Origin of the sequence: Nocardia sp. NPDC058058 (genome assembly GCF_042885355.1) — a bacterium.
Taxonomy (GTDB): Bacteria; Actinomycetota; Actinomycetes; order Mycobacteriales; family Mycobacteriaceae; genus Nocardia.
The window spans coordinates 1,772,285-1,799,103 of record NZ_JBHVSA010000001.1 but is presented as its reverse complement, the minus strand read 5'-3'; the positions used below and the strand labels follow the sequence as shown (position 1 = coordinate 1,799,103).

The window sequence follows — 26,819 nt, the reverse complement described above, 5'->3', positions numbered from 1 at the left end:
GCGAACTCGCGTTCCGACCGGGCGTTCTCATTTTCATGCCGTGAACAGCGGGTTTACGGTGCGCCGACACCGGATGGCGCGATGGTGCGAACCGGTTCGGCGGGCGGCTCCGAAATCCTGCGGCGGTAGCGTCGAATGCGCTGAGTGTGCTTCCGCTGTAACGGAATTCGATCGTTGACTCCGGTTGTGGGGCGCTCGTAGGCTGGTCGTGACTCCGGCGAAAGAAGTTGGTATGACCATTCAGTCCGAAGTTCGCGAGTATCCGTTCGGGGAGCCGGTTCGGCTGGACGCGCATCCGCTTTTCGAGACATTGCGGCGTGAGGAACCGGTGTCCCGGGTGCGGTTGCCCTACGGCGGGGAGGGCTGGCTGGTCACGCGGTTCGACGATGTGCGGATGGTGCTCGCCGACGCGCGGTTCAGCCGGGCGGGAGTCGTCGGACGTGAGGATGTGCCGCGGGTGACTCCCGAACCGGCGCGCGGGGATTCGCTGCTCAACTCCGATCCGCCCGAGCACACCCGGCTGCGGAAACTGGTGGCGAAGGCGTTCACCGGGCAGCGGGTGCGAGCGTTGCGCCCGCATGTCCAGGAGATCGTGGACCGCCTGCTCGACGAGATGGAGCGCGGCGGCTCGCCCGCCGATCTCATCCCCGCGCTGGCCCTGCCGCTGCCGGTCACCGTCATTTGCGAAATGCTCGGTGTCCCGCCGCGCGATCAACACCGGTTCCGGGACTTCTCCGACATCGTCATGTCCACCACGGCCGCCACTCGCGAACAGATCGTCGCCGCCCGCGCCGGGCTGGAAACCTATCTGGCCGAACAGGTCTCGGCGCGCCGCGCGCAGCCGCGCGATGATTTGCTCGGTGCGCTGGTCGCCGCGCGCGATGACGGGGACCGGCTCACCGAAGCCGAACTGGTGGGGCTGGGCGTCACCATTCTCATCGCCGGACATGAGACGACCGCGAATCAGATCGCCAACTTCACGTATGTGCTGCTCACCCAGCCGGGGCAGTGGGAATACCTGTGCGCGCGACCGGAACTGGTGCCCACCGCCGTCGAGGAACTGCTGCGCTTCGTCCAATTGGGTTCCGGCGGAGGGTTTCCGCGCATCGCGACCGAGGATGTCGAGTTGTCCGGCACTCGAATTCGCGCCGGTGAGGCGGTATTCATCAATACCCAGGCCGCCAATCGCGATGAATCGGTCTTCACCGCCGCCGATGCCCTCGATCTGACCCGGGAACACAACCCGCACATGGCTTTCGGGCACGGCTTCCACCACTGCCTGGGAGCGCAGCTCGCGCGTATCGAACTTCAGGTGGTGCTCGATACGCTGCTGCGGCGCTTCCCGGCACTGCGGCTTGCCGTGCCCGATACCGAAATCCCTTGGAAGCGCGGCATGCTCGTGCGCGGGCCGACATCGCTCCCGGTCAGCTGGTGATCAGTCCCGGAACAGGCCGTTGTCCCGGGCGATCCGTTCGATCTCCTTCGGGGTGCCGCCCATGATCACGCGTACATGTTCGGTGACCAGTTCGACCGGCCAATCCCACCAGGCGGCGCGCAACAGCAGATCGATCTCCTCGTCCGGGAAGCGCTGCTTCACCGGCTTGGCCGGATTGCCGCCCACGATCGTGTAGGCGGGGACATCGGCTGTCACGACCGAGCCCGTCGCGATGATCGCGCCATCGCCGATCCGCACGCCCGGCATGATCAGCGCGTTGTAGCCGATCCACACGTCATTGCCGACGATGGTGTCGCCCTTGCTCGGAATCGAGGTGAGGATGTCCATGGTGTCCTGCGCCCAGGTGCCGCCGAAGATGGTGAACGGGAAGGTCGACACGCCCGCCGTGGGGTGATTCGCGCCCGCCATGATGAATCGGGTGCCGGTGGCCAGGGCACAGTATTTGCCGATGATCAGCTTCTCCGGCCCGAACGCGTAGAGCACATTCCTGGTCTCGAACTCGGTCGCCGCGTCCGGATCGTCGAAATAGCTGTAGTCGCCGACCTCGATATTCGCCGAGGTGATGTGCGGTTTCAGGAAGACGGTGCGGTCCGTGTGCGGCAGCGGATAGGGCGTCGATGGGTCCGGGATCACAGTCACCTCCGCGATGGTAGCCAGCAGCGGGCGGGGGCTGAAAACCCGCTGGACCGGGACCGGTAGGCTTGACATCTGTGCAGACCCACGAGATTCGCCGACGCTTCCTGGAGCATTTCGTCCGTGCCGGACACACCGAGGTTCCCAGTGCCTCGCTGATCCTGGCCGACCCCAACCTGCTGTTCGTCAACGCGGGCATGGTCCAGTTCGTCCCGTATTTCCTCGGTCAGCAGACCCCGCCCTGGGCGACCGCGACCAGCGTGCAGAAGTGCGTGCGCACCGGCGATATCGAGAATGTCGGCATCACCACCCGGCACAACACCTTCTTCCAGATGGCGGGCAACTTCAGCTTCGGCGACTACTTCAAGCGCGAGGCCATCACCTTCGCCTGGTCGCTGCTCACCAATAGCGTCGAGGACGGCGGCTACGGCTTCGACCCCGAAAAGCTGTGGGCCACGGTCTATCTCGATGACGACGAGGCCGAGCAGATCTGGCTCTCCATCGGTATGCCCGCCGAGCGCATCCAGCGCCGCGGTATGGCCGACAACTACTGGTCCATGGGCATCCCCGGACCCTGTGGCCCGTGCTCGGAGATCTACTACGACCGCGGTCCCGAATTCGGTATCGAGGGCGGCCCCGAGGCCGATGAGGATCGCTACCTCGAAATCTGGAACCTCGTGTTCATGCAGAACGAGCGCGGCGAAGGCCGCGGTAAGGACGATTTCGAGATCCTGGGCCCGCTGCCCAAGAAGAACATCGACACCGGCATGGGCGTCGAGCGCGTCGCCTTCCTGCTGCAGGGCGTCGACAATGTCTACGAAACCGATCTGCTGCGCCCGATCATCAACAAGGCCGAGGAACTGACCGGCCGCAACTACGGTGTCGAGCACACCGACGATGTGCGCTTCCGCGTCATCGCCGATCACGCCCGCACCGGCGCCATGCTCATCGCCGACGGTGTGAACCCGGGCAATGACGGCCGCGGCTATGTGCTGCGCCGCCTGCTGCGCCGCATCGTGCGCTCGGCCCGCCTGCTGGGTGCCGACAAGCCGGTCATGGGCGAGTTCATGAAGGTCGTCAGCGATCTCATGGCCCCCTCGTACCCGGAGCTGGCCACCGATTTCAAGCGCATCGAAACCGTCGCGGTCGGTGAGGAGAGCGCGTTCCTGCGCACCCTGAACACCGGTTCCAAACTGTTCGACGATGCCGCCTCCGAGGTGAAGGCCCAGGGCGGCAGCAAGATCAGCGGCACCGAGGCGTTCACCCTGCACGACACCTACGGCTTCCCGATCGACCTCACCCTGGAAATGGCCGCCGAGGCCGGACTCCAGGTCGATGAGGAGGGCTTCCGCTCGCTCATGGCCGAGCAGCGCGCCCGCGCCAAGGAGGACGCGTACTCGCGCAAGCACGCGCACGCCGACCTCACCGTCTACAAGGAATTCGTCGACCGCGGCGCCACCGAGTTCACCGGTTTCGATGAACTCGCCACCGAGGCAACGGTTCTCGCGCTCATCAAGGATGGCGTGCGGGTGCCGGTGGCCGAAGTGGGCCAGGACGTGGAGATCATTCTGGACCGTTCGCCGCTGTACGCCGAGTCCGGCGGCCAGATCGCCGACCGCGGCACCATCGTGTCCTCGCACGGGCTCAAGGTGCGCGTCAACGATGTGCAGAAGATCGCCAAGACGGTGTGGGTGCACCGGTCCACCGTCGAGGGCGGTCAGCTCACCGAGGGTGACACCGTGCTCGCGCAGGTCGATCCGGCCTGGCGGCACGGCGCGACCCAGGGCCACTCGGGTACCCATATGGTGCACGCCGCGCTGCGACAGGTGCTGGGCCCCAACGCCGTTCAGGCGGGCTCGCTCAACAAGCCGGGCTACCTGCGCTTCGACTTCAACTGGCAGGGCGGGCTTTCCGAGCAGCAGAAGGCCGATATCGAGGCCATCTCCAACAACGCGGTCGCGGACGATTTCGCCGTGAACACCTTCGTCACCGATCTGCCCTCGGCCAAGAAGATGGGCGCGATGGCGCTGTTCGGCGAGAACTACGGCGATGAGGTGCGCGTCGTGGAGATCGGCGGACCGTTCTCCATGGAGCTCTGCGGTGGTACGCACGTGCAGCATTCCTCGCAGATCGGCCCGATCACCCTGCTGGGTGAGTCCTCGGTCGGTTCGGGTGTGCGCCGCGTGGAGGCCTTCGTCGGCCTGGACTCGTACAAGTACCTCGCCAAGGAGCGGGCGTTGCTCGCCGGTGTGGCCTCCTCGCTGAAGGTGCCCTCCGATGAGGTGCCCGCGCGCGTGGAGCAGCTCGTCGAACGCCTCAAGGTTGCCGAAAAAGAGCTGGAGCGCACCAAGATTCAGGCCGTGCTCGCCCAGGCCGGAACTTTCGCCGCGCAGGCGCAGCGCGTGGGCAAGGTACTGCTCGTCGCCGCCGCCGCGCCCGAGGGCGTCGGCGCGGGCGATCTGCGCACCCTGGTCGCCGATATCAAGGGCCGCCTGGGCGCCGAACCGGCCATCGTCGCACTGCTCGGCAATGACGAGGGCAAGGTCCCGTTCGTCGTCGCGGTCAGCAAGCATGCCCAGGATCTGGGTGTGAAGGCGGGCGATCTGGTGCAGTCCTTCGGCCCCAGCATCAATGGCCGCGGTGGCGGCAAGCCGGAGATGGCGCAGGGCGCGGGCTCCGAACCCGCTGGTATCGAGGCCGGACTCGCGGCCTTGCGGGCGCGGGTGGCCGAGCTCGCCGGGTGATGCCCCCTTCCGAACCCTCGGACTCTCCGGGCGTCGACGGCGACGCCCGGACTCACACCGGAACACCGGGATTCGCGGTGGACCGGCCCAGCTTCTCGGATGATCCGGGTCGCGGCAGGCGGATCGCGCTCGATGTGGGCACGGTCCGCATCGGCGTGGCCTCCAGCGATCCGGACGGCCTGCTGGCCACCCCGGTCGAGACCGTGCCCAAGGCGAAGAAGATCGCGCCCGGCACCCTCGCGCCCGACCTTGCCCGAATTGCCGAAATTGTGCGCGAATACGAGGCTGTGGAAGTGATTGTCGGCCTTCCCCGCACCTTGCGCGGAGAGAGCGGCTCGTCGGCTAAGCTGGCGGCCACCTTCGCGGGGCGTTTGCGGTCTTTGATCGCACCGGTGCCGGTGCGGCTTTCCGACGAACGTTTGACTACGGTGTCTGCTGCACGGGCGTTGCGGGACAGTGGAGTTCGCGCGCGCGGGCAGCGGTCCGTCATCGATCAGGCGGCCGCCGTGTCGATCCTGCAGGGTTGGTTGGACGAACGGAGTGCAGCATTGAAGCCGCGCGGTGATGGTGATCTTGCATGACCGACCGCTGGACGCGAGCCGAGGAACGTTACCGGCAGAGCGCTGAACGCCGTTATCGCCGCGACGACCTGGACTGGTCGGAAGTCGACGATTACGAGGACGACACCACCGTCATTCCCCGCTACGAGGATGACGAGGACGACGAACCGATCCTGGAGCCGGAACCCCCGCGCCGCCAGGCGCCCCAGCGCGCCGAGCGCGGTGGCGACCGCGGTCGCGGTGGCAACGGTCGGGGCGGTAATGGGCGCGGTGGTTCGCGTGCCTCGGGCGGCCGCGGCGGACAGCGCCCGCGCCGCTCCCGCGCCGCCTCGCGCAAGGCCGCCGAACGCAAGCGGCGGCGGCGGAACCTGATCGTCATCGGCACCGTATTCGTCGTATTGTTCGTCGGCGCGGCCGGATTCGCGAGCTGGAAGTTCATGAACCGGTTCACCGCCGCCGAGGACTACACCGGCGATCCGGGACCGCTGGCCGTGGTGCAGGTCAAGCCCGGCGATACCGCCACCCAGATCGCGGACACCATGTTCGCCAAGGGTGTGGTTGCCAGCAGCGCCGCGTTCTACGAGGCCGCGGTGCGCAATGACAATATGAGCTCGGTGCAGCCCGGCTACTACGCCATCGCCAGCCACAGCCGCGCCTCCGAAGCCGTTGTCGCGCTGGTGGGCAAGAGCTCGCGGGTCGGCAACGTGGTGATCTCCGAGGGTCGTCAGCTGCACGATTCCACCGATGTCACCACCGGTGCGCGCAAGGACGGCATCTACCGCAAGATCGCCGACGCCAGCTGTGTCGGCACCGGATCCAGCGCCAAATGCGTGACCTACGACCAGCTCGAGGCCGCGGGCGGCAGTGCCGATCCGGGTCTGCTCGGGGTGCCGTCGTGGGCCATGGACCGGGTGCGCCAGGTGCCCGATCGCAGTCGGCAGCTGGAGGGCCTGATCGCCGCGGGCACCCTGGATTTCGATCCGAGTGGTTCGCCCGAGCAGATCCTCAAGCAGTTGGTGACGACGAGCGCCGCCACCTACGAGTCCACCGGGATCATGAATTCCGGTGCCGCCAACGGTCTCTCGCCCTATGACACGCTGATCGGCGCATCGCTGGTGGAGCGTGAGGCGCTGCCGCAGGACATGTCCAAGGTGGCGCGGGTGATCGTGAACCGGCTCAAGGCGGATCAGAAACTGGAGTTCGATTCCACGGTCAACTACGCGCTCCCGGCGACCGAGGTCGCCACCACGGACGCCGACCGCAATAAGAAGACCCCGTGGAACACCTACGCGATGGCGGGTCTGCCCGCGACGCCGATCTCCGCGCCGTCCGTGGATGCCATGCGCGCCATGGAGAAGCCGGAGCCCGGTAACTGGCTGTACTTCGTCACCGTCGACAAACAGGGCACCACCCTGTTCACCGACAGCTACAGCGAACATCTGCGCAATATCGAAAAGGCCAGGCAGAGTGGAATTCTCGACAGTGGACGGTGAGCGCCGCAGGGCAGCCGTACTCGGCAGCCCCATCTCGCATTCGCGCTCGCCGCAACTGCACCTGGCGGCGTACCGCGCCCTGGGCCTGGACTGGACCTATGAGCGCATCGAATGCGATGCCGAACAGCTGCCCGGTCTGGTCGACGGGCTCGGCCCGGAATGGGTCGGCCTGTCGGTGACCATGCCGGGCAAGGTCGCCGCGCTCGACTACGCGACCGAACGCACCGAGCGCGCCGAGTTGGTCGGCTCGGCGAATACGCTGCTGCGCATCGACAATGGCTGGCGCGCCGACTGCACCGACGTCGACGGTGTGCGCGGCGCACTCGAGGGCGCGGGCGTCGAGGAGATCGAGAAGGCCGTGGTCATCGGCGCGGGCGGCACCGCCCGCCCCGCTCTACTGGCCCTGGCCGAACTGGGCGCGCACACCGTCACCATCGTCGCGCGCAGCCCCCGCCGTGCCGCCGACACCCTGGAACTTGCCGAGCGCCTCGGCCTTTCGGCCGAGGTCATCGGCTTCGACCCGGACGGTATCGGCTTCGTCTGCTCCGACGTCGACGCCGTGGTCAGCACCGTCCCCGCGGCCGGAGCCGAACCCATCGCCGACGCGGTGGCCCAGGCCCCCGTAATCCTGGACGCCATCTACAACCCCTGGCCCACCCCGCTCGCCGAGGCCGTCACCCGCGCGGGCCACACCGTGGTCAGCGGCCTCGAAATGCTCCTGAACCAGGCCTACGGCCAGGTGGAACAGTTCACCGGCAAACCGGCCCCCCGCGCGGAAATGGCTGCCGCACTCCAAGACTGACCTCGCCTAGCCGGTCGGCTGCGGTTCGAAGGCGTTTCGGAAGGTGAACGCGTGCGCGGTCGGGCCGTGCGCGCGCAGATGGTCGAGGCGTTCGATCGACTCGGCCAGTGTGGGCGTATATCCGATCGGCACCCACCAGAGCACGGTGATCACCTCCTTGGTGGGGAGGAACCATTCGCGGCGGCGGCGCAGGAATTCCATGTGCTCGCTGCGATAGACGTAGTTGAACATCGCCTCGCGTGATTCCCAGACGCTGAGGTTCACCAGCATGTCCGGATCGGCCGCGTAGGGCCGAACGGATGTGGCGTTATTGGATTCCCCGTCGACCATGCGCCAGACGAATCCGGGGGAGTCGTCGGCGAGGGCGTTGATGCGATCGAGTCCGGCGTAGAACTCGGCGACTCGGGGATCGCCTTCGGGGGCGATCATGCGGCCGATATTGAAGAGCGCGAGGTGCATGACCTGACTATAACTAGTCTGTGTTTGTTTTAGAAAGACTTACGCAGCATCGCCCCGGGGCCGGGTCCATGCGCGCCGTCCAACCCGCCTCGGCGGCAACCCCTTCCAGCAGTGCGAAGTTCAATCCGCAGACCAGCGGCGGGAAGTCGACCGCGAGCCGGTGAAAGGGGCAGTTGCGCAGGCGAATCACTTCGCCGTCCAGGTAGGGCTCATATCCGCGCTCGCGCAGCACCTCGAGCGGGTCGCGGCCCGCCAGGGCGGGACCGTGCTGCGCGGCGGCCTTGGCGATCGCCTCCTCGAATCCGGCGTGTTCGGTGACCTCGGCGAGAATCGTTGCCACCGTGCGGTAGTCGCGGGCGGGCAGGTTGACCGCGAATTCCGCCTCGGCGCGCCGATAGAACTTGGCGGGCCGGCCCGAACCCGGCCCGGTCTTGCCCTCGGGTCGCCGGAACACCGCGTCCAGCAGTCCGGCCTCGGCCAGCTTGTCCAGGTGGAATGCCGCCAGCGGCCGTTTGATCTCGGCGGCCTCGGCGGCTTCGTCCCTGCTCACATCGTGGTTCGCGGCGGCGATGTAGTCGTACAGCCGCCTGCGAATCGGATCCTGCAGCAGGGCGACGGCTTCGATGCTCACCCTGCATTTCTAGCAGCGTGTTCGAGTGGTGAGCGGGGTCGCGGGTACCGTGCGGGATGCCGAATCCGGAAACGGATACAGTTCTAGAACCGGTTTCAGTTCGGCCGGGCCAATTCGCAGGTTAAGGTGATCATCATGAATGCGTGGGTGTTGCGCGCCGTAGGTCTGGGAGCGCTGACCGTTGTGCTGCGAACCTTGCTCGGCTTCGCGATGGTGAACTGGCCGACCAATGGTTCCTGGATGCGGATCTTGTGCCTGATCGTGCTGGTCGGCGCGGTCGTGGCATGGGGCGTGCTGGACGGTCGTCACGATCGTCGCGCCAATCCCGATCCCGATCACGGCGCCGATCTGACCATGCGCTGGCTCAAGGCCGGGCTCGCCGGTGGCCTCGGCGCCGGTCTGGTCGCCTGGATCCTGGACTTCCTGCCCAAGTTCGACCTCGGTGACAACGGCCTGCTCTTCGAGATCTCCTCGGGCGCGTCGTTCATCATCCTGCTCATCTTCATTCCGGCCATGATCGGTGTGGCCCTGGGCCGCTACCTGGTCGGCCGCGAGTCCAAGAAGGGCTCGGCCAACGCGAACACCGTCGTCCTGAACAAGGAAACCGCCGGCGTCTGACGCTTGCACCACGCAGAACGCCCGCGGTCGATATCGACTGCGGGCGTTCGCTGTATGAAACCCGTTGTGGGCGAAGGCTTTCGCGCTACAGCAGGATGGCGGTGCTGCCGCCGGGGGTGGCCTCGCGGGCGATGGCCGAATAGGCCGCGGCCAGCAGGGACGGGTCCGGAGCCTCCAAGCGGCCAGGCTTGGCCAGACCGTCCAGCACCACGAAACGCAGCATGCCCGACCGGGTCTTCTTATCGGTCTGCATGGTGTCCAGCAACTGCGGGAGCGCGTCGGCGTCGTAGGTGGTGGGCAGTCCGACACTGGCAAGCACGTCACGGTGCCGTTCGGCGGTGGCATCGTCGAGGCGACCGGCCAGACGGCCCAGTTCGGCGGCGAAGACCAGGCCGACCGAGACGGCCGCGCCGTGACGCCAGCGGTAGCGCTCGCGGCGCTCGATGGCGTGGCCGAGGGTGTGGCCGTAGTTCAGGATCTCGCGCAGATCCGATTCCTTCAGGTCGGCGGCGACCACATCGGCCTTCACCTGCACCGCGCGCCGAATCAGTTCGGGCAGCACCTCGCCGGTCGGGTCCAGGGCGGCTTCGGGATCGCGTTCGATCAGTTCGAGAATGACCGGGTCGGCGATGAAACCGGCCTTGATGATCTCGGCCATGCCCGCGACGATCTCATTGCGCGGCACCGTTTCCAGGGTGGCGAGGTCGACCATGACCGCGGCCGGTTCGTGGAACGAGCCGACCAGATTCTTGCCCGCCTCGGTATTGATGCCGGTCTTACCGCCGACGGCGGCGTCCACCATGGCCAGCAGTGTGGTGGGCACGTGCACGATGCTCACGCCGCGCATCCAGGTGGCGGCGACGAAGCCCGCGAGATCGGTGGCCGCGCCACCGCCCAGGCTGATGATGACATCCTTGCGGGTCAGCCCGATCCGGCCCAGCACCTCCCAGCAGAATCCGGCCACGGCCAGATCCTTACCGTCCTCGGCGTCCGGGATCTCGATGCGGTGCGCGTCGATTCCACTGTCCGCCAGCGCCTTGCGCACCACCTCGGCGGTCTCGGCGAGCGGCGGCTGATGGAAGATGGCGACGGTGCGCACACCATTGCGCCCGGTCACCTGCTCCACCAGATCACCCAGCAGGCCGCGCCCGATGATCACCGGATACGGATCGGCGGTGCGGACCTCGATACGGGTCGGCTCGCTCATGGATGCTGCTCCGATTCTTCTCGTACGGATAGTTCTGCTTGCTCCCCACGCGCCCGAGCCCGCGCCCGCCGCGCCCTGGCCCGCCGCGACCGCCCCGCCCCCGGCTCCCCAGCCACCGAACCCTGCTGTCCACCAACGGATTCGGCCGTGGCGGTGGTTGAGGTGCCCTCGGTGGCGGATCCACTCGGGGTGGTCCGGTCCCGCCCGGGTGATTCGGCGGAACCGATATGTGGTTCACCGGTCGCGCCGGGTCGGGTGACATCGGTTCCACCGGACCGCTGGTCGGCGCTCGCCGAAGCTTCAGCCGCGGTGGCACGCACGGATTCGGTCGAGACGCTCCCGCGCCTGCGAGACCCTCGACCGCGCCGACGCCCCCTGCTCGAGGCGGCAGTCTCGCCCGATGCGCTGAGTTCACCTGCGGCGGTGGAACTCTCGGCGACCGACGTGCTGCCGTCGGTGTCATTCGCCGCGCCACCACCCGAACGCGGGGCATGGTTCACAGTGCCCACGTTCGGGATTGCCGACTCGGACGGACCGGTGTCCGACGCGGTGGATGATCCCGCGTCGGTGGCATTCGGTGTGGGCGCGGCCGCTGGACCGGCGGGGCGGCGGCTGCGACGGCGCGAACGGCGGTTGCGGCGTGCGGGTTTCGAGTCCTCGGTGGCGACGGGTGAGTCCGGCGCGGTCACGGGGGATTCGGCGGTCGTGCTGTCGCTCGCTACCGAATTAGCTTCGGGCGCGGCGGCATTCGGCTGTGCCTCGGCGGATTTGTCACCGCGTCCACGGCCGCGACGGCGGCGTCGGCGGGACCGGGTGCGGGTCGAATCGCCGGGCTCCACGACCGCGGGCGGGGTGCCGGGGGTGGTTTCCTCCTGCGGCAGTACCGATTCCAGGCCGAGTTTGGCCAGAATCATGCGGACCACGCGGCCCGGGCTACGGCCGTCGGTGCGGACGCGGACCGAGGCCACCTCGCGATAGAGCGGGCGGCGGATCTTCATGAGCTCGCGGTACTTGGCCGCCGGATCGTCGCCGTTCAGCAGCGGACGGTTGGTGCTGGCACCGGTGCGGCGCAGTCCCTCTCCCACACTGATTTCCAGGTAGACCACGGTGCGCCCGCGCAGGATCTCGCGGGTGGCCCCGGACAGCACCGAACCGCCGCCGAGCGAGATGATGCCGTGCCCGGCCAGGACGGCGTCGCGCACCACCTGTTCCTCGATGCGGCGGAATTCGGGTTCGCCATCCTCGGCGAAGATCTCCGGAATGGTGCGCCCGGTCTGCTCCTCGATCCCGGCATCGGTGTCATAGAGGTCCAGCCCCAGTTCACGAGCGAGCTTGCGGCCGATCGTCGACTTACCCGCACCGGGCGGACCGACCAGCACCACACTCAGCGGCTGGCCGGTTTCCCCGGTCACTGTGGTGCGTTGCCCGAGGGCACGTGCGGGCGCGCGTTGATTCGCTTCACGTAGCTGGTGATGTTGTCGACCGTCTCGTTCAGCGAGTCTCCGCCGAACTTCTCCAACACGGCCTGCGCCACCACGAGCGCCACCATGGCCTCGGCGACCACACCGGCGGCGGGCACCGCGCACACATCCGACCGCTGGTGAATGGCGACGGCCTCGTCACCGGTGGTCATATCCACGGTCGAAAGCGCCCGGGGCACGGTCGAAATCGGCTTCATGGCCGCGCGCACGCGCAGCGCCTCACCATTGGTCATACCGCCTTCGAGACCGCCCGCGCGATTGGTCGAGCGCAGCACCCCATCGGGACCGGGCTTCATCTCGTCATGCGCCTGGCTGCCGCGGCGGCGCGCGGTTTCGAAACCGTCGCCCACCTCGACACCCTTGATGGCCTGAATTCCCATGAGCGCGGCCGCGAGTCGCGAATCCAGGCGCGCCTCACCGCTGGTGAACGAGCCCAGGCCGACGGGCAGCCCCTCGATGACGACCTCGACCACACCGCCCAGGGTGTCGCCGTCCTTCTTGGCGGCCTCGATCTCGGCGATCATGGCGGCCTCGGCGTCCTTGTCGAACGAGCGCACCGGGCTCTCGTCGATGGCGGCCAGATCGGTGGCGGTCGGCACGAAACCGGTGGTGTTCGCGGCGGTTCCGATGGACACCACATGCGAGATCACCTCGACCCCGAGCGCCTGCCGCAGGAAGTTCTTGGCCACGGTCCCGGCCGCGACACGCGCGGCGGTCTCACGCGCGCTGGCGCGTTCGAGCACATTGCGGGCGTCGTCGAAGCCGTACTTGAGCATGCCCGAGTAGTCGGCATGCCCGGGGCGGGGCCGGGTGAGCGGTGCGTTGCGCGCCAGCTCGGCGAGTTCGGCCTCGTCCACCGGATCGGCGGACATGACCTGGGTCCACTTGGGCCATTCGGAATTGGCGACCTCGATGGCGATCGGCCCGCCCATGCTGCGGCCGTGGCGCACGCCGCCGACCAGGGTGACCACATCGGCCTCGAACTTCATTCGGGCGCCGCGCCCGTAGCCCAGGCGTCGGCGCGCCAATTGCGCCGCGACATCGGCAGAGCTCACCTCGACACCGGCCACCATCCCCTCGAGGATCGTGACAAGAGCGGGGCCATGGGATTCTCCGGCAGTTATCCAGCGCAACACGGGTTACATCCTTCCATGTCAATGAGCCTGCCCGGACACGTGGTCCGCGCATGATGCGCGTCACGGTGTGGCAAGCAGCGCAACCACACTCGCCGCGCACATGGCCGGGCCGTGTGCGACGGTACCGATCGCGGCACCGGAAAACGTTCCGGCCGGTAGCTTCTGTCCGGCCATATTGCCCGGTCGCACCGCCTGCGCGGCGATCGACCCGACCCCGGCGAGGGCGGTGAGCACCGGCGCGGCCAGTGCCGCCCAGACCCAGCACTGCGCCCCGCCGAGCGCGGTGGCAGCACCGAGTCCTAGGGCGAGTTTCACATCCCCGGCCCCGAGCGCCGCGGGCGCGCAGAGATGTACGAGCAGATACGGAACCGCCAGCAGCAGCGCCCCGAGCACCGCGATTGTGCCGCGCCCGGTGGCGAATCCGTATCCGAGCACCGCCACGGCCCCGGGCAGGGTGAGCAGATTCGGCAGTCGATGCGCGCGCAGATCGACATAGCTGAGCAGCGCGCACCAGAGTGCGAGGACCAACAGCGGCAGCGGGTGCATACTTTCGAGCCTGCTCTTCGAGAGCCCGCCGCGGGCCGCGGAATCGCGAAATGTGGAGAACCGCTTGACATGTGAACAACCGGGCTTTCTCCTGCACCCGCCGATCAACGTGTTGCGTGTCGGTGTTGCGGCGTGTCGGCGGTAGCTTGGACGCATGTCTGCTGCTCCCGATCCGGGCGCGCGCCCCAATTACGCGCAGCGCCGGGCCAACCTGCGCAATCTGCTCGTCGAGAACCGCGTCGATGCCCTACTGGTCACGGATCTGATCAATATCCGCTACCTCACCGGCTTCACCGGATCGAATGCCGCGCTACTGGTCTATGCCTGGAGCAGCGATGCCGACCGCACTGTCATCTGCACCGACGGCCGCTACATCACCCAGGTCGGCGAACAGGTGCCCGATCTGCGCGCCGAGATCAATCGCGCCAGCGCCCGCCGCGTCGTCGAGATAGCGGGGGAGTGGCAGACCGGCCGGGTCGGCTTCGAGAGCCATATCGTCACCTTCGATCAGCATCGCGGTTTCGTCTCCCAGTCCACCGGCCTGGATCTGGTCCCGGTCTCGGGCCTGGTCGAACAGCTGCGCATGGTGAAGGACGCCTTCGAGGTCGGCCGCCTGCAAGCCGCCTGCGATGCCGCCGATGTGGCGCTGGCGACCCTGCTCGAGCGCGGTGGTCTGCGCCCCGGCCGCACCGAACGCCAGGTGGCGCGCGAACTCGAATGGCTCATGTTCGAGCACGGCGCGGACGCGGTCGCCTTCGAGACCATCGTGGCCGCGGGCGCGAATTCGGCCGTCCCGCACCATCGTCCGACCGATGCGGTGCTGGCTCAGGGCGATTTCGTGAAGCTGGACTTCGGTGCGATGGTCGACGGCTATCACTCCGATATGACCCGCACCTACGTGCTCGGCCAGCCCTCGGACTGGCAGCGCGAGATCTACGACCTGGTGTACGCCGCACAGCAGGCGGGCCGCGAGGCCCTCGCCCCCGGTGTCTCCACCCGCGCGGTGGACGCGGCCGCCCGCTCGGTCATCGAGGCCGCGGGTCACGGTGAACTGTTCGTGCACGGCCTCGGACACGGGGTCGGCCTGCAGATTCACGAAGCGCCCGGAATCGCCAAAACCGGCACGGGTACACTTCTCGATGGCGTGGCGGTGACCGTCGAGCCAGGTGTGTATTTCCCCGGCCGCGGCGGAGTCCGGATCGAGGATACGCTCGTGGTTCGCCAGGGGGGCCCGGAGCTGCTCACCCGCACCAGCAAAGACCTGACCGTCGTCGACTGACGCCGGTTGACCGACAAACAGGAGATCGCAGGACAGTGGCGGACACCAGTGACTTCAAGAACGGCCTCGTGCTGAAGATCGACAATCAGCTGCAGCAGATCGTCGAATTCCAGCATGTCAAGCCGGGTAAGGGTCCCGCCTTCGTGCGTACCAAGCTCAAGAACGTCGTCTCGGGCAAGGTCGTCGACAAGACCTTCAACGCGGGCGTCAAGGTGGAGACCGCGACCGTCGACCGTCGCGATATGACCTACCTGTACCACGACGGCTCGGACTTCATCTTCATGGATGGCGAGACCTACGACCAGATTCACCTGCAGGAAGGCACCATCGGCAAGAACGCCGGCTTCCTGCTGGAGAACATGCAGGTGCAGATCGCGATGCACGAGGGTGAGGCGCTGTTCGTCGAGCTCCCCGTCGCCATCGACGTCATCGTCACCCACACCGAGCCGGGCCTGCAGGGCGACCGCTCCAGCGCGGGCACCAAGCCCGCCACCGTGGAGACCGGCGCCGAGATCCAGGTGCCGCTGTTCATCAACCAGGGTGACAAGCTGCGCGTGGATACCCGCGACGGTTCCTACATCAGCCGCGTCAACTCCTGACGCGCGGATAATGGTGACCGTGGCCAACCAACCCCCGGACAAGAAGTCCGCCGGTTTCAAGAAGCTGGGTGCGCGACACAAGGCGCGCCGACGTGCGGTGGATCTGCTTTTCGAAGCCGAAGCCCGCGATATCGACCCGGCCGAACTGCTGTCCGAACGCGTCTCGCTCTCCGTGCGGGACGATTCGGTGGCCCCGGTGAACCCCTACACCCGGGTCCTGGTCGAAGGCGTCGCCGACGATCTGGATCGGGTGGACGGCACCATCGAGTCCTATCTGCAGGATTGGGCGCTGTCCCGGCTGCCCGCCGTGGACCGCGCGATTCTGCGGGTCGCGGTGTGGGAGTTGTTCCATGCCAACGATGTTCCGCCCGTGGTGGCGGTGGATGAGGCGGTCGAGCTCGCCAAGGAGCTCTCCACCGATGATTCCCCCTCGTTCATCAACGGTGTGCTCGGCCAGGTGGTGCAGGTCGCACCGCAGGTCCGGGCGGCCGCGGCGGCGACTCGCGCGCCCCGCGACGACGACAAATAAGTAGGGAGAGGCGCAGGGTGCGCAAGTACTTGGTGCTGGCGATGCGCACCCCGCGCTTCGATCCGGCTGTGGCACAGCCGCATCGGGATTGGCTCGACGGCGTCCGCTGGCGCGGGCAGCTGGTCGAGACCGGCAAATTCACCGATGACAGCGGCGGGGCGTACGTGATCCTCGCCGAAAGCCTCGATGCCGCAAGGGATCTGGTCTTCACCGATCCCATTCATACGACCGGTGCGTCCGAACTCACCGTGTACGAGTGGGAGATCACCGGCTGAGAGCCGCTGCGGCACAGCGAATGAGCGCCTCCGGAATCCGGATGGCGCTCATTGCCGTTAAACGGGGGTGTTCCCGGCGCTAGTGGTCCGCGCCGACGTGATCGTGCTTCTCGACCCAGCTCGAGGTGACCATCTGAACGGCCGCGCCATCCAGATCGGCGAGCTTGGTGGAGGTGAATCCGCGTGCCCACGAGGAGGTTTGCGCCCGGAACGGCGCTTCGTCATCGGTCAGCGCCGCGATGATCGGGACCGCCGCCTGCTCCGGGGTCTGAGCATTGCGGAACGCCTGCTGGGTGCGTTCGATATAGAACTTCAGCGCCGGGGCGTACGGTCCGGCCGCGGCGAGCAGCGCCGGGATATCGATGCCCTGGCTGGCCACGAATTCGCTTGCCACCGCACCGGGTTCGATGACGTGCACCCGCACGCCGACGGTCGCCGCGACCGGTGCGAGGGCCTCCATGAAGCCCTCCACCGCGAACTTGGCGGCGCAGTACGCCTCGTTGAACGGCTGCCCGATCACCCCGCCGACGCTGGACACGGTGATCAGCCGTCCGCCCGTGGCGCGCAGATGCGGCATGGCCGCGTGGGTCACCGCTACCACGCCGAAGTAGTTGACCTCCATGACCTTTCGCACCGGGTCCACGCCGGTCTGCTCGATGGTCCCGACGAATCCGGCTCCGGCGTTATTGATCACCGCGTCCAGTCGTCCGTATTCGGAGATCACCTGCTGCACGCAGTTGGCGACCGAGCCGGAATCGGTGACATCGAGGGCCTCCACTCGGATCAGCCCGGCCACCCCCGCCTCGTTGGCCGCGTCCATGAGCGCCCCCGCGCGCCCCACATCGCGCATGGTGGCCACGGTCTGCCAGCCCGCGCGCGCCGCCGCTATGGCGGTGGCCAGGCCGATACCCGTGGAGGTGCCGGTGATCAGGACGGTTTTCGAGGAGCTCATGGAGTCTCGCTTCCGGTGGGATGCCGCGCCGCTGTCGTCTACGCACTCTATGCGGACCCCGCGCCCGAATCGGAAGGTTTGGCCGGTCTGCGCGCCGGGTCGCCGGACAACCTCAGCGTGTCGATCCCGGCATGTGGCTGCCGCCGGATCTTCCAGGGGGAGTCGCGCACCGGTCGAGTCGGCGCATCGGGCCGACTCGGTTGCGCTGTCCCGGTGCGACTCTCCCGGCTCGGCGGCTAACTCGGTTGCAGCACAATCGTTCCCTTGGCGGCGCGCTGATCGAGCAGCTGGTGGGCCAGGGCGGCCTGATCGAGGGGGAGCACACGATCGACCAGCGGGGTGATCGATCCGGTCACCGCGAGTTCCAGGGCGGCCGCGCGGGAGTTCGCGACACCGGCCAGCCAGGCCGGGCCGGAGCAGCCGATCAGGGTGAGGCCGCGCATGATCAGGTCCATGGCGGTGACCTGCGCGGGTGCGCCGGACAGGAATCCGTAGCTGAGCATGCGACCGGTCAGCGGGGTCATGAGATCCAGTAGCGCGGTGGCGGATTCACCGCCGATGGAATCGAAGACCACGTCGATGGTCGCACCGCCGAGTGCTTCGCGCAGGTGCGCGGGCCATTGCTGATCGAGATGGTCGAGCACCAGGTCCGCGCCGAATTCGCGAGCGCGCTCGGCCTTTTCGGGCCCGCCCGCGGTGGCGATGACGCGCGCGGCCCCGGCCTCCTTGGCGAGCTGGGTCAGATAGCCGCCGATTCCCGTTGCGGCGGCTTCGATCAGCACGGTCTCGGTTCCGGTGAGTTTGGCGGCGGCCAACAGCGGAACGGTCACCGACCCGCTCATGGTCAGCGCCGCGGCGTCGACCGAGGAGAGCGCGTCCGGAATGCGCACCGCGGATTCGGCCGGGACGCACACGAATTCGGCATAGGTGCCGAAGCTGTCACTGGCCACGATCACCCGCTGCCCCAGCAGTGCCGGATCCACCCCGTCCCCGAGTTCCACGATCACGCCGGCGGCCTGTGTGCCGAAGATGAACGGCTTCTCGAGCGGAATGGGAAACGCCCCCGACCGCAGCATGGTCTCCGGATACAACACCGGAATCGCCTCGCTGCGCACGAGCACCTGCCCGGCTCCCGGCCGCGGCGTCGGGACCTCATTCGGCACCAGGACGTCGGGTCCACCGGTGGCGGTCAATAGGATTGCCTGCATCGAAACCTCATAAGTTGACTAGCGGTCCAGTTATGCGTCGCTACGATATGGACCGACGGTCAACTTGTCAACGAAAGTCGAGGAAATGCCAGCTGAGCAGCCCGATCGCCAGCCGCGCCGTGCGACCGAGGGCGTGATCCCGCCGCGACCCGCGTCGAGCGCAGACGCGGCGACGGGGGAGCGCGTTGCGCCGAATCGAGCCGAGGATTCGACAGCACACGGCGATTCGACAGCTCACGGCGCGCCGGGCGACCGCGCATCCTCGACGCAGGCCGGTGCGTCGGCGGAGCGGGCGGTGCCGAGGGAGCGTGCCGATGCCGCTCGTAATCGCCGCTCGATTCTGGACGCCACCCGCCGGCTGCTGGCCGAGCATGGCGCGGACGCGATCACCATGGACCGGGTCGCGGCGGCGGCCGGGGTGGGCAAGGGCACCATCTTTCACCGCTTCGGCAATCGGGCGGGACTGCTGCACGCCCTCGTCGCCGAGCCCGCCGAGGCGCTATTGGCCGCGATCAGCACCGGCCCGCCCCCGCTCGGCCCGGGCGCGTCCGCCGGTGATCGCCTACTCGCCTTCTTCGACGCGATGACGGTCATGATGGCCGAGAACGTCGAACTCATGGCCGCATACACCGGTTCCGCCATCCCCCCGCATCCGCGCACCGCCGAATTCCACGGAACCTGGGATCACCACATCACCACCCTGCTGGCCGAAGCCCGACCCGACCTCGACGCGGAAGCGGCGGGCCGCCTGCTCTTCAGCTCCGTCGGTTCGGAAGTCGCGCGTGCCATGGTCCGGGCGGGGGAGACCGAGCGCCTGCGCAATGCCATTCGTGCACTGGTGAACTCGGTGCTGACGATCACGCACTCGGCCTGATCCCGGAGTGCCGGGCTGGAATCCAAGCGCTCCGGTCTCGAACATACCTAGACGTAGATATGCGCATCTAAATATGTGAATTCCGCGTGTTAGATACACCCGGGGTCACGAAAGCAGCCCGTCCACACCAAAATTCGGTGCTCACGTCATGAAATGCCCTGAGCAGAGCCGGATGTCTACTCGGCCTCGAAGGCCCAGACCGCGGCGGGGCGGCCGGTGGCTTTGACGCGCATGCGGTCGCCGGTGCGGGTGAGGCCGGGGAGGGCGGCGAGGGTGCGGTTGAGGTTTCCGGGGTCGGGGCGGGAGCCTTCGAGGGCGGCGGTGAGTTCCACCGCGCGGGTGGCCGGAAACTGTTCGCCGATCAGGGGGCGGGTGAATCCGAGGTGCTTCCAGAGCATTTCGGCGAAGAGACCGCGGGCGGTGTCGACGATGCGATTGTGGTCGAAGGCCAGGTGTGGCATTCGCTCGAAGTTGGCCCATTCGGCGGTGTCGCCGTCGTGGTCGCCGATGACCGCCCACATGGCGATGGACAGGGTCGGGCCGCGCGGGTCGCGGTTGGGTTCGTCGAAGGTGACCAGCTGGCCGACCGCGCGGATGGCGTCCTCGGGCACACCGAGTTTGGTGTGCACGGCGCGCCGGGCGGCCGCTTCCAGGCGTTCACCTCGCCCGAGCAGGACGCCGGGCAGGGCGAGTTCGCCGGAGAAGGGTTCCCAGCGCCGGGGTGCGACGCCGACCGTGACGGTGGGGTCATCGCGCCCGTAGCGCAGGGCGATCACATCGATGGATACCGCGGATTGTTGCTCCACAAGTGGATAATCATGCCGTAGCCGGGGGAGGATTCGCGTGTTCGGCCCGAGTTGGGCGAAATGACCGATTTGTTGCTGGCCTTCGATCGGCTCGATCGGGGCCGTTCGCGGTGAGCACCACCGGCACGCCGAGTTCGGCCTCGAGGTATCCGGGCACATCGGCGGGCAGGTCGGCCAGCACCGGTGTCGCGCGGTGCAGCAGCTCGGTCAACCGGCGCTGATGCACCAGATCCTGCCAGTCACCGAGATCGAGCCGGTCCACATAGCTCTCGGGCGTGAGATAGCCGGTGGCCGTGCGGATATCGCCGATCGCGTCCAGGTGGTTCACCACCAGCCCGTCCACACCACCGCAGGCGTCCACGGCGTAGCGCAGCAGAATCGGATCCAGGTGCCCGCGCCGGAATTCGCCCTGGTACGTCCCGGTTCCATTGTGCCGCTCCACGATCGAGAGTTCGGCGTCCTCGGTGGGGAACGGTCCCGCCCCGTGCCGGGTGAAGTAGCTGCGGGTGACCCCGAGGACATAGCCGGGCGCGTCGATGCGCGCCAGCATGGCCCGGGCATTGCGCGGCTCCACCGTCGACCAGGTGGTGTACGGGTGCAGCCCGCGCCATTCGTCCAGCAGCGCACCCTGCGCGCCCTCGAACACCAATCGCCCTTGGGCGGCGAACGCCGCCAGTTGATCGCCCGGCAGAATCGCTACGGCCCGGGCGAATTCGGTGTACACCTCGACGAGATCATCGATCGCGTCGTACCCGTGCACACTCCCGCTCAGCAATGGCGCGTAGTGCTCCTCCAGCGCGATCAGCTTGCGCCGCAGCACATCCGGCCGCAGGCAGTCCGCCACCCGCGGTGCGTCGTGTTCGAGCGCGTAGCTCGCGGTCTCCCCGATTCCGATTCCGCACGAACCGTGCCGGGCAGCACCCCTCGTGTCTTCCCGGCAACGGTTGGCGGCCCCGTGGATCGGGGTGGTGAGCAGCGCCCGTCCGTCGACTGACATCAGCGAGAGCGGATCGGCGATCCCGAGCAGTTCCAGCGCCCGCGCCTCGGCGGCCAGGGCGATGGGCTCCACCAGCATGTATCGCGACAGCAGGGTCGGCACCCGGGACAGGGTGCCGGACCCGAACTGCCGGAAGGTGTGGTGCCGCCCGTCGGCGATCACATTGTGCGCGGCCTGCGCGCCGCCGTTGAATCGCACCACCGCGGCCACATCGAGCCCGGTCGCCGGCGCGCAGAGCCAATCCACCGTCGCCCCCTTGCCGGCATCGCCGAACCCGAGGTCGACCACTATCAGGTGGCGATCGCCGAACATGGTTGTCTCCCTTCTAGTTTCCGAAGTCGACGGCATCGTCGCCGGTGGCGGCGGGCAGTGCCCCGGCGCTGCGGGTGCGCCGCGCGGCCCCGATGGGGGCGAGCGCCTTGCCGACCGCATCGGCTTCGTCGATGGAGCCGATATCGCGCAGATCCGCCAGTCCCGCACCGAGATCGATGCGGTCCTCGCCGATGCCGATGGTCAGTGCGATGAGTTCGCACACCGCCGCCGGATCGTCCAGGCGCAGGAATCGCTCGCCGAGCAGTCCGCGCCAGTAGTCCGAGATCTCCGAATCGTTGTAGTAGCTGGACTGATTGGGCAGGATGTAGTGCACGTGCCAGCGGTCGGCCACCTCGCGGAACACCGATTCGACGGTGATATCCCGGTCCACCTTGTCGCCGATCACGCGGCGAATGTGCCGAGATGCCAGGCGCGGCTTGTTCAATTCGTCGCCGACGATGAACAGGTACCCCTTCTGCCCGCGCTTGTCCCAGGCATCGGTGGCGGTGTGCCGGGCGATGAAATACGCGGCCAGTTCATAGCTTTCGGACTTCTGTCCGCCGCCGTTGCCCTCCAGGAAGATGAGCCGCAGCTGCTCGTCCATTCGGTTGTCGGATTCGAACTGCCCGACCTGCAACGGAACTCGGTCCGAGTCCGCGTCGCCGATACCGCCGAACATGATCTGCGGATCCTCGGCATATCCCTTGCGCTGCAACAGTCCGTGCAGTTTGCCGAGCTTCTCCTGCATGATGCGCGGTACCGCGCCCATGGATCCGGTGACATCGAAGAGCACCGCGATGGGCAGCGAGTTCCCGTGATCATCCGAATCGCGGGATTCGCGGAACTTCACCCCCTTGGGATCGAGCGAGGGGTGCGCCTTCCAATCGTTCAACGGCTGCGACCGCATATCCGCGGTGTAGCCGAAATCGTCGAGGCCGCGCGCGGCGCGGAAGGTGCGGGCGGCGTCGTAGGCGGTGTCGTCCCAATTTCCGTAACCCATTGTGATCACTGTCCTTTCGTGAGCTCGAAGGGCCGGAAGCGGCGCTGTCCGTAAAGCCGGTCGAGCAGGTCGTCGAATTCGCCGAGTAGATCGGCGGCGTCGGGGCGCAGCCGTGGATCGGGCTGCATGGATCCGGCGGCGAACGATCGCATCGCCGGGGGAGCGTGGCGGCCGAGCATGGTGAGCATCAGCCGATGTGCGAGATGGACGTCGGTGGCGGGGGAGACCGCATCGCGAATCTCCGGCGGATAGTCGAGCGTGCCGAGCGTCGCGCCGGCGGGTGCGCCGGGGCGGGTGGCGAAGGACCAGCCGACCAGGACGACACCGTGCTGTGCCGGATGGATCAGCACATTGGCCGGGCAGATGGCGGTGTGCACCCATCCGGCCAGTGCGGCCCCGGACAGGCAGCGCAGTAGCCGCCGGTGCATCCACGCGTAATCGCGCGGGTCGAGGCCGTCCGGATATTCGGCGTGGACATCGGCGAGGGTGACGAATCCGTCGGTGAGCGCGTCGAGCACGTTGATGCTCCGCTGTTCGCCGGTATCGGTGTCCAGGTGATCGACGGTATCGATCAGGATCGGGAAGTACGGTCGCAGCCAGTCGTGTTCACCGGTGACGATCGCGATGTCCCGCAACGCGTTTCGTTCGGCGGCGAGCAGTTTGTTGGCCGCGCCGCGCCGGGGGATCTTGACGATTCGGTCGCGGCCGCTGCGGTACAGGTCCGCGACCGAGCCGCGGGCGTGCAGTGCGCCGATCGGATACGTCCCGCGCGTCCCGCGCACCCGCATTCCGCCGTCATCGGTCTGCGACCACTGCCGGTACAGCTCGGTGAGCCGCTCGAATGCCCGGCGCGCCAGGGTGATCTCACCGGGTGTGGCGCGATCGGGATGCACCTGTGCGGCGAGCCGGTGGTAGCGCCGCCGTCCCTCGGCGCGCGTGGCGGAATCGGCTGTGGCAGTACCGAACAGGTCTTCGGGTCGGTTGGCTGCCCGGATCGCCTCCGCTGTGTCTCGCACCGTCGTCATGAGTTTTAGACTAGGAGACTAAAACGATGGGCGCCAGTCTTTTCGGGAAGTATTTTGTCAATGGGACTAAAACGCTAGACGGGAGGCCTGGCTACCCAGCCGGCCACCACGACCGCACCCGTCGGCCGGTGCACCGCCAGGAATCCGAACGGCCGATCGACGGTCACCTCGGTGTATCGGATGGTGTGCCGATCACGCGGGGGCATACCGCCGGGCTGCATGCTGAACGCGGTCACCGCCGCCGCCTCGAAACCGGTCGCGCTGAATTTCGCGTACACATCCTGCGCCCCGGCCTGAATGCACAGCGGCCGGTCGGACATGCCGGGAAAGTGTCCGCGATCCGCGTTCAGTGCCGTGCTGAGCCCGAACAGTCCGGGCTGTTCGCACAGATCGTGCTTGGTGCGAACGGTGAACGGGGGCAGCAGGATTCGTTCGACATCGGATCGGCTGGTGCTCTCGATCTCGCGTACGGTCAGCCCCGGAGCATCGGTTCCCACCGGCAGGTCGGTGCGCGCGTCCACCGTGCCGTCGGTCGCGCCCAGTCCGGCGTCGAGCACTTCGCCGGGGGTGCCGTCACCGAGCAGCAGATGCACATCCAGGTCGCCGGTGCCCGCCACCACGATGCGGGTGACGGGTTGTGCGGTTTCCAGCACGCTCGCATCGCCGCCGCCCGGCGTCGAGCGGTACAGGCCGGTTCCGGCGTAACCGCGCCACGGTCCGTCGGCGATTTCCATGCGGATCTCGGTGAACGCCGACTGCCACCGGGTGCGCGCCACCAATGCGGTGGCCAGCACCAGCAGGGTGTTCGAGTCGATTTGCAAGGGGAATCGCTCGATCAGCCCCTCGGTGTACTTGCTCGCCCACTCGTCCAGTTGGGCTTGATCGCCGAGTACATCGGCGGTCCCCGGCGGCAGGGCGCGCAACCATTGCTCGCGCAGCGGCACATCGCGGCGCACCCACACCCCGAGCGCGGCCGAGACCGAGTCCGCCCGCGTCAGCGTTCGCACCATATCCAGGGCCTGTGCGTGCGCGTTCTCGGGTGAAACTCCGGCCGCCGCAGCGAGTTCCGATCGAGCGGGTTCGTCGGCGGTCGCGGCGAGCAGCGCCAGCAGGGGCCAGACGCCGCATCCGGACAGTACGAAATCGTCCGTGCCCGCGGTCGCGCACCAGCGCGCGGTGAGTCGATTGGCGGCGTGCACGTGGGTGGCGAGCGGTGTCGGCATACCGCCAGCCTAGGGGCGGGGAGCGCGCCGAGGACCTGAGATATTGTGAGTGCGAATCTTTCATCCACTCGGGCAAGGAGGCCGCGGATGGCCATCGGTGAATCGGTATCCAGTGCCACGGCACGCCTGGCGGAGCTGCGCTCGACCGGGTGCACGCCCGAACAGGCCTGGCAATTCTTCGACGGACTGCCCGCCGCCCGCGTGGAGGAGGTGACCGTCGGCCGCTGGCGTGGCGCCGAACTCGACACCGGGCATCCCTGGAAGGACGTGCTGGTCGAATCCGGCTGGTACGGAAAGCAGTTCGACAGCGCCGACGCGGTGCAGCCGCTGCTCTTCAGCACTCCCGACGGCCAGATCTTCCCGGTGGACCCGCGGCGTGTCCCACTCTTCCTGGCGGGCCGGGTACCGGTCGCCACGCTGCGCCCGGTGCGCCGTTCGCTCGGTGTACTGCGCCCGGCCCTGCGCACCAAGGCCCCCCGTGCGCGGCTGCGCAATCTGGAATTCCGTGGAAAGTCCAGCGCCGCAATGATCTACGACGATCTGCCGATCATCGACATCTTCCGCCGGGTGGACGAGGACACCCTGCTGGGGGTGATGGACAAGCGCGGTCTGCGCGATCCGTACTTCTTCATCCTCTACCGGGATCGCTAGATTCAGCCGCCTACCAGCTGTTTCGGGGCTACTCTCGAGCTGACCGATGGTTGTCGCTCGGGAGGGGTGCCCGATGAAGGATACGACCTGTCTCATCGTCGGCGGTGGTCCGGCGGGCATGATTTCCGGATTGCTGCTCGCGCGTGCGGGCGTCGAGGTGACGGTGCTGGAGAAACACGCGGACTTCCTGCGCGATTTCCGCGGTGACACCGTGCACCCCACCACCCTGGAACTACTCGATGAACTCGGCCTGCACGAGCAGTTCGCGAAACTGCCGCAGCGCCGGATGAATTCGGTGCAGATGCCGATCGGCGGGAGCATGCGCACCCTCGCCACCTTCGAACACATCCCGGGCCGGTTCAAGTACATCGCCATGGTGCCGCAGTGGGATCTGCTGGACCTGCTCGCGCATGCCGCCGACGCCGAACCCACCTTCCGGCTGCGGATGAACACCGAGGCGACCGATCTGCTGCGCGAGAACGGCAGGGTCGCCGGGGTGCGCTATCGCACCGAAGACGGTGCCACGGGCGAACTTCGGGCCGATCTCACCATCGCCTGCGACGGCCGCACCTCCACGCTGCGCGCCGCGGCGGGGCTACCGGTGCGCGACTGGCCGACCCCGTTCGACGTGTGGTGGATGCGCGTCGCGCGCCACGACACCGACCCGGCGGGCGCGGTCCCGGTGCTCACCGCCGACCGGTTCGCCATCATGCTCGATCGCGGCGACTACTGGCAGTGCGCCATTCTGTTGGCCAAGGGCAGCGATTCCGCTGTGCGGCAACAGTATCCGGTGACCGATATCCTGCGGGATATGGCCGCGGCCGCCCCGTGGCTGACCGATCGGGTCGGCGCGGTCCAGAGCTGGGACGAGGTCAAACTGCTCGACGTCAAACTCGATCGGCTCGACCGCTGGTTTGCCCCCGGGCTGCTCTGCATCGGCGATGCGGCGCACGCCATGTCACCGGTCGGCGGGGTGGGCATCAACCTGGCCATTCAGGACGGCGTGGCGGCGGCGAGAATTCTTGCCCCGAAACTGATTTCGGGCACCCTCGATACCTCGGACCTGGCCCGGGTGCAGCGCCGCCGCGCCATACCGACCCGGGTCATTCAAGGTATGCAACGTGTGGCGCACGCCCGCGCCATCGCGCCCGCGGTATCCGGCAAGCTCAATATCTCGAACTCCGCGAACACCCCGATGGCCCTGCGTGTCTTCCGTCGACTCCCCGTGCTGCGCAGCCTCCCGCCCTACCTGGTGGCGCGCGGCGTGTTCGCCGAACACGCTCCCGAATTCGCGCGCCGACCCTGAAAGAGGCTGCGGCACGG

Annotated in this window: 26 protein-coding genes and 1 pseudogene; 13 read left to right on the top strand and 14 right to left on the bottom strand. The window is 67.7% G+C overall.

All coding sequences use genetic code 11. The features are described 5' to 3' along the window. Positions 1-232 precede the first annotated feature (232 nt). A complete protein-coding gene (locus ACFVUS_RS08380; protein ID WP_387762615.1) occupies positions 233-1,435 on the top strand; it encodes a cytochrome P450 in 1,203 nt (400 codons plus the stop codon). Here the strand turns inward: ACFVUS_RS08380 and ACFVUS_RS08375 are convergent, their stop codons facing one another. After that, positions 1,436-2,095: a CatB-related O-acetyltransferase gene (locus ACFVUS_RS08375; RefSeq protein ID WP_387762613.1), complete on the bottom strand. Its 660-nt coding sequence runs from the start codon at positions 2,093-2,095 to the stop codon at positions 1,436-1,438. Positions 2,096-2,166: 71 nt separating this feature from the next. On the opposite strand from ACFVUS_RS08375, the gene alaS reads away from it, so the two are divergent. The 4 genes from alaS (at position 2,167) to ACFVUS_RS08355 (ending at position 7,688) form a co-directional block, all read left to right on the top strand. Next, the gene (gene alaS / locus ACFVUS_RS08370; RefSeq protein WP_387762611.1) at positions 2,167-4,833 is read left to right on the top strand and encodes an alanine--tRNA ligase; all 2,667 of its coding nucleotides are present in this window, start codon (positions 2,167-2,169) and stop codon (positions 4,831-4,833) included. Positions 4,834-4,910: 77 nt separating this feature from the next. After that, positions 4,911-5,414, top strand: coding sequence for a Holliday junction resolvase RuvX (gene ruvX / locus ACFVUS_RS08365; protein ID WP_387762609.1), 504 nt, complete (start codon positions 4,911-4,913; stop codon positions 5,412-5,414). Then, positions 5,411-6,886, top strand: coding sequence for an endolytic transglycosylase MltG (gene mltG / locus ACFVUS_RS08360; RefSeq protein WP_387762607.1), 1,476 nt, complete (start codon positions 5,411-5,413; stop codon positions 6,884-6,886). The genes ruvX and mltG overlap by 4 nt, the downstream gene beginning before the upstream one ends. Beyond that, positions 6,861-7,688, top strand: coding sequence for a shikimate dehydrogenase (locus ACFVUS_RS08355; RefSeq protein ID WP_387762605.1), 828 nt, complete (start codon positions 6,861-6,863; stop codon positions 7,686-7,688). Before mltG ends, ACFVUS_RS08355 begins: the two co-directional genes overlap by 26 nt. Before the next feature lie 6 nt (positions 7,689-7,694). Here ACFVUS_RS08355 and ACFVUS_RS08350 read toward each other — a convergent pair whose 3' ends face one another. Then, positions 7,695-8,147: a DUF3291 domain-containing protein gene (locus tag ACFVUS_RS08350; protein ID WP_387762602.1), complete on the bottom strand. Its 453-nt coding sequence runs from the start codon at positions 8,145-8,147 to the stop codon at positions 7,695-7,697. 13 nt (positions 8,148-8,160) lie between these two features. Then, positions 8,161-8,778 carry a helix-turn-helix transcriptional regulator gene (locus ACFVUS_RS08345; RefSeq protein WP_387762599.1) on the bottom strand — a complete coding sequence of 206 codons (618 nt, stop codon included), beginning with the start codon at positions 8,776-8,778 and terminating at the stop codon, positions 8,161-8,163. Between the two features lie 135 nt (positions 8,779-8,913). On the opposite strand from ACFVUS_RS08345, the gene ACFVUS_RS08340 reads away from it, so the two are divergent. Next, the gene (locus tag ACFVUS_RS08340) at positions 8,914-9,396 is read left to right on the top strand and encodes a B-4DMT family transporter (protein WP_387762597.1); all 483 of its coding nucleotides are present in this window, start codon (positions 8,914-8,916) and stop codon (positions 9,394-9,396) included. An 85-nt stretch (positions 9,397-9,481) separates the two neighbouring features. Here ACFVUS_RS08340 and aroB read toward each other — a convergent pair whose 3' ends face one another. The 4 genes and pseudogenes from aroB to ACFVUS_RS08320 form a co-directional block, all read right to left on the bottom strand. Then, positions 9,482-10,603, bottom strand: a complete 1,122-nt coding sequence (gene aroB / locus ACFVUS_RS08335) for a 3-dehydroquinate synthase (RefSeq protein WP_387762594.1) — start codon at positions 10,601-10,603, stop codon at positions 9,482-9,484. An 896-nt stretch (positions 10,604-11,499) separates the two neighbouring features. Further along, positions 11,500-11,991: pseudogene (locus ACFVUS_RS08330) on the bottom strand (shikimate kinase); the annotation flags it as partial. Positions 11,992-12,011: 20 nt separating this feature from the next. After that, positions 12,012-13,220, bottom strand: a complete 1,209-nt coding sequence (aroC, locus tag ACFVUS_RS08325; RefSeq protein ID WP_387762592.1) for a chorismate synthase — start codon at positions 13,218-13,220, stop codon at positions 12,012-12,014. A 60-nt stretch (positions 13,221-13,280) separates the two neighbouring features. Then, positions 13,281-13,766, bottom strand: a complete 486-nt coding sequence (locus ACFVUS_RS08320) for a prepilin peptidase (RefSeq protein WP_387762590.1) — start codon at positions 13,764-13,766, stop codon at positions 13,281-13,283. A gap of 154 nt (positions 13,767-13,920) precedes the next feature. Between ACFVUS_RS08320 and ACFVUS_RS08315 the strand changes: the two genes are divergently transcribed. Genes ACFVUS_RS08315 through ACFVUS_RS08300 form a run of 4 tightly spaced genes read left to right on the top strand, consistent with a single transcriptional unit; the run spans position 13,921 to position 16,448 of the window. After that, positions 13,921-15,045: a M24 family metallopeptidase gene (locus ACFVUS_RS08315; RefSeq protein WP_387762588.1), complete on the top strand. Its 1,125-nt coding sequence runs from the start codon at positions 13,921-13,923 to the stop codon at positions 15,043-15,045. Between the two features lie 35 nt (positions 15,046-15,080). Further along, a complete protein-coding gene (gene efp / locus ACFVUS_RS08310) occupies positions 15,081-15,644 on the top strand; it encodes an elongation factor P (protein ID WP_364632428.1) in 564 nt (187 codons plus the stop codon). 19 nt (positions 15,645-15,663) lie between these two features. Beyond that, positions 15,664-16,173, top strand: coding sequence for a transcription antitermination factor NusB (gene nusB / locus ACFVUS_RS08305; protein ID WP_387762586.1), 510 nt, complete (start codon positions 15,664-15,666; stop codon positions 16,171-16,173). Positions 16,174-16,190: 17 nt separating this feature from the next. Then, a complete protein-coding gene (locus ACFVUS_RS08300) occupies positions 16,191-16,448 on the top strand; it encodes a YciI family protein (RefSeq protein WP_387762584.1) in 258 nt (85 codons plus the stop codon). Between the two features lie 79 nt (positions 16,449-16,527). Here the strand turns inward: ACFVUS_RS08300 and ACFVUS_RS08295 are convergent, their stop codons facing one another. Together ACFVUS_RS08295 and ACFVUS_RS08290 are read right to left on the bottom strand one after the other, a co-directional pair. Next, complete coding sequence (locus ACFVUS_RS08295) at positions 16,528-17,400, bottom strand: SDR family NAD(P)-dependent oxidoreductase (protein WP_387762583.1); 873 nt, start codon at positions 17,398-17,400, stop codon at positions 16,528-16,530. 236 nt (positions 17,401-17,636) lie between these two features. Next, the gene (locus ACFVUS_RS08290; protein WP_387762581.1) at positions 17,637-18,608 is read right to left on the bottom strand and encodes a zinc-binding alcohol dehydrogenase family protein; all 972 of its coding nucleotides are present in this window, start codon (positions 18,606-18,608) and stop codon (positions 17,637-17,639) included. An 85-nt stretch (positions 18,609-18,693) separates the two neighbouring features. Between ACFVUS_RS08290 and ACFVUS_RS08285 the strand changes: the two genes are divergently transcribed. Then, complete coding sequence (locus ACFVUS_RS08285; RefSeq protein WP_387762579.1) at positions 18,694-19,482, top strand: TetR/AcrR family transcriptional regulator; 789 nt, start codon at positions 18,694-18,696, stop codon at positions 19,480-19,482. A 176-nt stretch (positions 19,483-19,658) separates the two neighbouring features. On the opposite strand, the gene ACFVUS_RS08280 is transcribed toward ACFVUS_RS08285, so the two are convergent. From ACFVUS_RS08280 to ACFVUS_RS08260, 5 genes are all read right to left on the bottom strand, one after another. After that, positions 19,659-20,288 carry an NUDIX domain-containing protein gene (locus ACFVUS_RS08280; protein WP_387762577.1) on the bottom strand — a complete coding sequence of 210 codons (630 nt, stop codon included), beginning with the start codon at positions 20,286-20,288 and terminating at the stop codon, positions 19,659-19,661. Between the two features lie 10 nt (positions 20,289-20,298). After that, positions 20,299-21,597: an adenylosuccinate synthetase gene (locus ACFVUS_RS08275; protein WP_387762575.1), complete on the bottom strand. Its 1,299-nt coding sequence runs from the start codon at positions 21,595-21,597 to the stop codon at positions 20,299-20,301. Between the two features lie 13 nt (positions 21,598-21,610). After that, on the bottom strand, positions 21,611-22,597 hold the full coding sequence (locus ACFVUS_RS08270; protein WP_387762573.1) for a hypothetical protein: 987 nt from the start codon (positions 22,595-22,597) through the stop codon (positions 21,611-21,613). 5 nt (positions 22,598-22,602) lie between these two features. Further along, the gene (locus ACFVUS_RS08265) at positions 22,603-23,622 is read right to left on the bottom strand and encodes a J domain-containing protein (protein ID WP_387762571.1); all 1,020 of its coding nucleotides are present in this window, start codon (positions 23,620-23,622) and stop codon (positions 22,603-22,605) included. A gap of 74 nt (positions 23,623-23,696) precedes the next feature. Beyond that, positions 23,697-24,845, bottom strand: coding sequence for a serpin family protein (locus ACFVUS_RS08260; RefSeq protein ID WP_387762568.1), 1,149 nt, complete (start codon positions 24,843-24,845; stop codon positions 23,697-23,699). 87 nt (positions 24,846-24,932) lie between these two features. Here ACFVUS_RS08260 and ACFVUS_RS08255 point away from each other — a divergent pair, with 87 nt between their 5' ends. Both ACFVUS_RS08255 and ACFVUS_RS08250 read left to right on the top strand, forming a co-directional pair. Continuing rightward, the gene (locus tag ACFVUS_RS08255; RefSeq protein ID WP_387762566.1) at positions 24,933-25,496 is read left to right on the top strand and encodes a DUF4334 domain-containing protein; all 564 of its coding nucleotides are present in this window, start codon (positions 24,933-24,935) and stop codon (positions 25,494-25,496) included. Between the two features lie 73 nt (positions 25,497-25,569). Further along, positions 25,570-26,802 (top strand): FAD-dependent oxidoreductase, encoded by a 1,233-nt coding sequence (locus ACFVUS_RS08250; protein ID WP_387762563.1) that lies wholly within the window; start codon positions 25,570-25,572, stop codon positions 26,800-26,802. Positions 26,803-26,819 lie beyond the last annotated feature (17 nt).

Coding starts and splice junctions, on each gene's coding strand:
- ACFVUS_RS08380 (WP_387762615.1), top strand. CDS start 233: ATGACCATTCAGTCCGAAGTTCGCGAGTATCCGTTCGGGGAGCCGGTT.
- mltG (WP_387762607.1), top strand. CDS start 5,411: ATGACCGACCGCTGGACGCGAGCCGAGGAACGTTACCGGCAGAGCGCT.
- ACFVUS_RS08350 (WP_387762602.1), bottom strand. CDS start 8,147: ATGCACCTCGCGCTCTTCAATATCGGCCGCATGATCGCCCCCGAAGGC.
- ACFVUS_RS08340 (WP_387762597.1), top strand. CDS start 8,914: ATGAATGCGTGGGTGTTGCGCGCCGTAGGTCTGGGAGCGCTGACCGTT.
- aroB (WP_387762594.1), bottom strand. CDS start 10,603: ATGAGCGAGCCGACCCGTATCGAGGTCCGCACCGCCGATCCGTATCCG.
- ACFVUS_RS08320 (WP_387762590.1), bottom strand. CDS start 13,766: ATGCACCCGCTGCCGCTGTTGGTCCTCGCACTCTGGTGCGCGCTGCTC.
- ACFVUS_RS08315 (WP_387762588.1), top strand. CDS start 13,921: ATGTCTGCTGCTCCCGATCCGGGCGCGCGCCCCAATTACGCGCAGCGC.
- ACFVUS_RS08295 (WP_387762583.1), bottom strand. CDS start 17,400: ATGAGCTCCTCGAAAACCGTCCTGATCACCGGCACCTCCACGGGTATC.
- ACFVUS_RS08290 (WP_387762581.1), bottom strand. CDS start 18,608: ATGCAGGCAATCCTATTGACCGCCACCGGTGGACCCGACGTCCTGGTG.
- ACFVUS_RS08285 (WP_387762579.1), top strand. CDS start 18,694: ATGCCAGCTGAGCAGCCCGATCGCCAGCCGCGCCGTGCGACCGAGGGC.
- ACFVUS_RS08275 (WP_387762575.1), bottom strand. CDS start 21,597: ATGTTCGGCGATCGCCACCTGATAGTGGTCGACCTCGGGTTCGGCGAT.
- ACFVUS_RS08270 (WP_387762573.1), bottom strand. CDS start 22,597: ATGGGTTACGGAAATTGGGACGACACCGCCTACGACGCCGCCCGCACC.
- ACFVUS_RS08265 (WP_387762571.1), bottom strand. CDS start 23,622: ATGACGACGGTGCGAGACACAGCGGAGGCGATCCGGGCAGCCAACCGA.
- ACFVUS_RS08260 (WP_387762568.1), bottom strand. CDS start 24,845: ATGCCGACACCGCTCGCCACCCACGTGCACGCCGCCAATCGACTCACC.
- ACFVUS_RS08255 (WP_387762566.1), top strand. CDS start 24,933: ATGGCCATCGGTGAATCGGTATCCAGTGCCACGGCACGCCTGGCGGAG.
- ACFVUS_RS08250 (WP_387762563.1), top strand. CDS start 25,570: ATGAAGGATACGACCTGTCTCATCGTCGGCGGTGGTCCGGCGGGCATG.